At 72.3% G+C, this 3,866-nt stretch carries 2 protein-coding genes and 1 pseudogene; 1 reads left to right on the top strand and 2 read right to left on the bottom strand.

Going from position 1 to position 3,866, the window contains the following annotated elements; all coding sequences use genetic code 11:
• Window positions 1-220: 220 nt before the first annotated feature.
• The gene (gene gndA / locus CA983_RS41365; RefSeq protein WP_086605809.1) at window positions 221-1,660 is read right to left on the bottom strand and encodes an NADP-dependent phosphogluconate dehydrogenase; all 1,440 of its coding nucleotides are present in this window, start codon (window positions 1,658-1,660) and stop codon (window positions 221-223) included.
• 348 nt (window positions 1,661-2,008) lie between these two features.
• Between gndA and CA983_RS41360 the strand changes: the two genes are divergently transcribed.
• On the top strand, window positions 2,009-3,277 hold the full coding sequence (locus CA983_RS41360) for a peptidoglycan DD-metalloendopeptidase family protein (RefSeq protein ID WP_086605808.1): 1,269 nt from the start codon (window positions 2,009-2,011) through the stop codon (window positions 3,275-3,277).
• On the opposite strand, the pseudogene CA983_RS46460 reads toward CA983_RS41360, so the two are convergent.
• Window positions 3,267-3,866: pseudogene (locus CA983_RS46460) on the bottom strand (hypothetical protein); the annotation flags it as partial. The gene CA983_RS41360 and the pseudogene CA983_RS46460 sit on opposite strands and share 11 nt — an antisense overlap.

Here is a 3,866-nt window from a genome sequence, read left to right as displayed (position 1 = left end):
GTCCCGCCACCACCCCCGGGCCCCGACCCGGTGCCGGGACCCGATCCGTCCCCGATCCCGCCGGGACCGGAGCCCGTACCGAACCCCGAGCCGGGCCCGCCGCTGTCCTGAACGGCAGCATGAGAACCCGCATCAAAACGGGCATGAGAACGGGGCCGGTGGACAGCCGAAGCAGCCGTCCACCGGCCCCGTTCTCATACCGGTTCTCAGCGCGGAGCGCTTACGCGGAGACCTCCGACCGGTCCCCACCCCACAGCGTGTGGAACGACCCGTCCCGGTCCACCCTGCGGTAGGTGTGCGCACCGAAGTAGTCCCGCTGCCCCTGCGTCAGCGCCGCCGGCAGCCGCTCCGCGCGCAGGGCGTCGTAGTAGGCGAGCGCCGCGGCGAAACCAGGCGTCGGCACGCCCTGGCGGGTCGCGGCGACCAGCACCTCGCGCCAGTCGTCCTGGGCATCTCCGATCTCCTGCGCGAACGTCGCGTCCGACAGCAGGCTCGGCAGATCCGGCCGGGCGTCGTAGGCCGCCCGGATCCGGTCCAGGAAGGCCGCGCGGATGATGCAACCGCCCCGCCACAGCGCGGACACCGCACCGAGGTCGATGTCCCAGCCGTACTCGCCGCGGGCCGCGTCGATCTCGTGGAAGCCCTGCGTGTACGACACGATCTTCGACGCGTACAGCGCCTGCTCCACCCGGTCGGCGAAGGCCCGGGCCTCCGCCTCACCCATCGGCTGCGCCTTCGGTCCGGCCAGCCCGCGCGAGGCCTCCCGCAGCTCCGCGTGACCCGACAGCGAACGTGCGAAGACGGCCTCGGCGATGCCGGACACCGGCACACCCAGGTCGAGCGCGATCTGCACGGTCCAGCGGCCGGTGCCCTTCTGCTCGGCCTGGTCCACCACCATGTCAACGAACGGCTTGCCCGTCTCCGCGTCCACGTGCGACAGCACCTCGGCCGTGATCTCGATCAGGTACGAGTCGAGGCGGCCCTGGTTCCAGGTGCGGAAGATCTCCGCGATCTGGGCGGGCGAGTACCCGGCGACGTCGCGCAGCAGCTGGTACGCCTCGCCGATGAGCTGCATGTCCGCGTACTCGATGCCGTTGTGCACCATCTTCACGAAGTGCCCGGCACCGTCCGGACCGACGTGCGAGACGCACGGCGAACCGTCGGCGGCCTTCGCCGAGATCTTCTCCAGCATCGGGCCCAGCGAGTCGTACGACTCCTTCGGGCCGCCCGGCATGATGCTCGGTCCGTTGAGCGCGCCCTCCTCGCCGCCGGACACGCCCATGCCGACGAAGTGGATGCCCTGCTCGCGCAGGTCGCGCTCCCGGCGCCGGGTGTCCGCGAAGTGCGCGTTGCCGCCGTCGATGATCATGTCGCCGGGCTCCAGCAGCGGCGCGAACTCCTGGATCACAGCGTCCGTCGGCTCACCGGCCTTCACCATCACGACCAGCCGCCGCGGCCGCTCCAGCGCGGCCACGAACTCCTTGGCGCTCTCGCACGCGACGAACTCCCCCTCACCGCCGAACTCCTCGACCAGGGCGCGCGTGCGCGCGGGGGTCCGGTTGTGCACCGCCACCGTGTAGCCGTTGCGGGCGAAGTTGCGGGCGAGGTTGCGGCCCATGACCGCGAGACCCGTGACGCCGATCTGCGCTGTACTGCTCATTCGGTTGGCTCCTAAAGACCTCGGTGTCGGTGCTGCGGGTGCTGTCCACCAGCATGCCCCGTCGACCATCCTGACGTGCCGCTACTCCGTCCGCGCGCGCGGGTCGTACGACGTCGCGCAGGCAGATACGCACAAGAGCCCCCGTCGCACTCACCCGACGTACGCGTCCCCGCGTGCGCCGCACACGCGCACCGGGTGCCGTACGCGGTGCACCGCCGTGGCGCACGTCGCGCAACAGGGGCCTCATCCCGGCCATTTGGGCAACCGGGCGGCTGATAGCCGCCTTGTCCTGGCCGGTTCGCAGCGCTTACTTTTGCCCCTCCTGACGCATGTCTAGGGGGGCTCTCGATGGCCGTACGCGGCCGGCATCGCCGGTATCAGCCGAACAGGATCAACCGCGCCTCACTCACCGTCACGGCGGGCGGCGCGGGCATGGCGCTCCCGTTCATGGGCGCCGGCACCGCCCAGGCGGCGGACGTGGACACCTGGAACAAGGTCGCCGCCTGCGAGTCGAGCAACGACTGGAACATCAACACCGGCAACGGCTTCTACGGCGGACTCCAGTTCACCCAGTCCACCTGGGAGGCGTACGGCGGCCGGGCCTACGCGGCGCGCGCGGACCTGGCCACCAAGGACCAGCAGATCGCCGTCGCCGAGAAGGTGCTCGACGGGCAGGGCCCGGGCGCCTGGCCGACGGCCGGACTGACCCGGGGCGGAGCCGAGCCCGACATCCGGCCGGGCGGCGAGAGCACGAGGCAGGACGAGAAGGCAGACCGGAAGCAGAGGCCCAGGACCTCCATCGAGGATGTGCGGCCGCAGTCCACGCCGCAGTCCCGGGCGGGCAGCGCCGAGATGTACACGGTGGTGCGGGGCGACACGCTCTCCGGCATCGCTCAGGAGCGGGAGGTACGGGGCGGCTGGCGAGGTCTGTACGCCGCCAACCGCTCGGCCATAGGGAGCGATCCGGATCTGATAGTGCCGGGCCAGCGGCTCGCGCTGAGCGGCGAGGGCGTCACGAAGACGCGTCCCGCGCCCGAGCGGGCCCCGTCGGCCAAGCCGTCGACGAAGAAACCGTCATCGCAGAAGCCGTCGTCGAAGAAGCCGTCCCCGGACCGCGCCGAGGAGCGTGCCAAGGAGCGGTCCAAGGAGCGGTCCAAGGAGCGGTCCAAGGACGAGAGCAAGGAGCGCGCCGCGCGGTCCACGGCCACCCGGCAGGGCCTGGTCGCCCCCGTCAGCGCATCCTTGGGGACGCCCTACCGCAAGGCGGGCTCGTCCTGGTCGAAGGGCTACCACACCGGCGTCGACTTCCCCGTGCCCACGGGCACGTCCGTCAAGTCGGTCGCCTCGGGCAGTGTCGTCAGCGCGGGGTGGGGCGGCTCGTACGGCTACCAGGTCGTGATCCGGCACGGTGACGGCCGCTACAGCCAATACGCCCACCTGTCGGCGATCTCCGTGCGGGACGGCCAGACGGTGAGCGCGGGCCAGCGCATAGGACGCTCCGGCTCCACCGGAAACAGCTCGGGCCCGCATCTGCACTTCGAGGTGCGGACGGGGCCCGGGTTCGGCACGGACGTCGACCCCATCGCGTACCTCAGGGCCGGCGGCGTCAGGATCTGATGCGCCTGCGGTGCCGGGCCACCGTGGGCATCGCCACGTACGGGATGCCGTAGAAGGCCGCGTAGGAGAGCGGGCGTTCCTCGGAGGACACCGACGGTTCCCCGCTCTCGTACGTGACGTCCGGGTCGACCTCGGGTTCGTCGGCGACGGCAACAGCGGGCACGTCCGCTGAGGGCACCGGGCCGGCTCTGCGGAGGTCACCAGCCCCGACACCCAGCACATGCGCCTTGTGCAGCGCCCCCACGGCGACGGGCGCCGCGCCCACGGCCTCGGGCAGCGCGCCCATGCCGGGCGGGGAACCCAGGGGTTCCGGCAAGGCGCTCCCAGCCCCGCCCAGGCCGCCCACGGGCGACGCGTCCACCGCCTCGGGCGGCTCGCCCCCACTCGCGGGCAGACCACCCACGATCCCGGCCAGGCCACCCACGCGCCCGGATCCCGCGCTCACCGTCTCCAGCAGACCCCGCCCGCTCTCGGCCGGTTCCCCGGCTTTCGCGCCCAGGGTCCCGTTCAAGCCGCCCGCGCGCCCGGCCTCCGCACCCACCGTCTCCAGCAGTCCCCGCCCGCTCCCGGCCGGTTCCCGGGCGGGGTC

Source organism: Streptomyces swartbergensis (genome assembly GCF_002148965.1).
GTDB classification, from domain to species: domain Bacteria; phylum Actinomycetota; class Actinomycetes; order Streptomycetales; family Streptomycetaceae; genus Streptomyces; species Streptomyces swartbergensis.
This window is presented reverse-complemented; position numbering and strand designations above follow the sequence as displayed.

Coding starts and splice junctions, on each gene's coding strand:
- gndA (WP_086605809.1), bottom strand. CDS start 1,660: ATGAGCAGTACAGCGCAGATCGGCGTCACGGGTCTCGCGGTCATGGGC.
- CA983_RS41360 (WP_086605808.1), top strand. CDS start 2,009: ATGGCCGTACGCGGCCGGCATCGCCGGTATCAGCCGAACAGGATCAAC.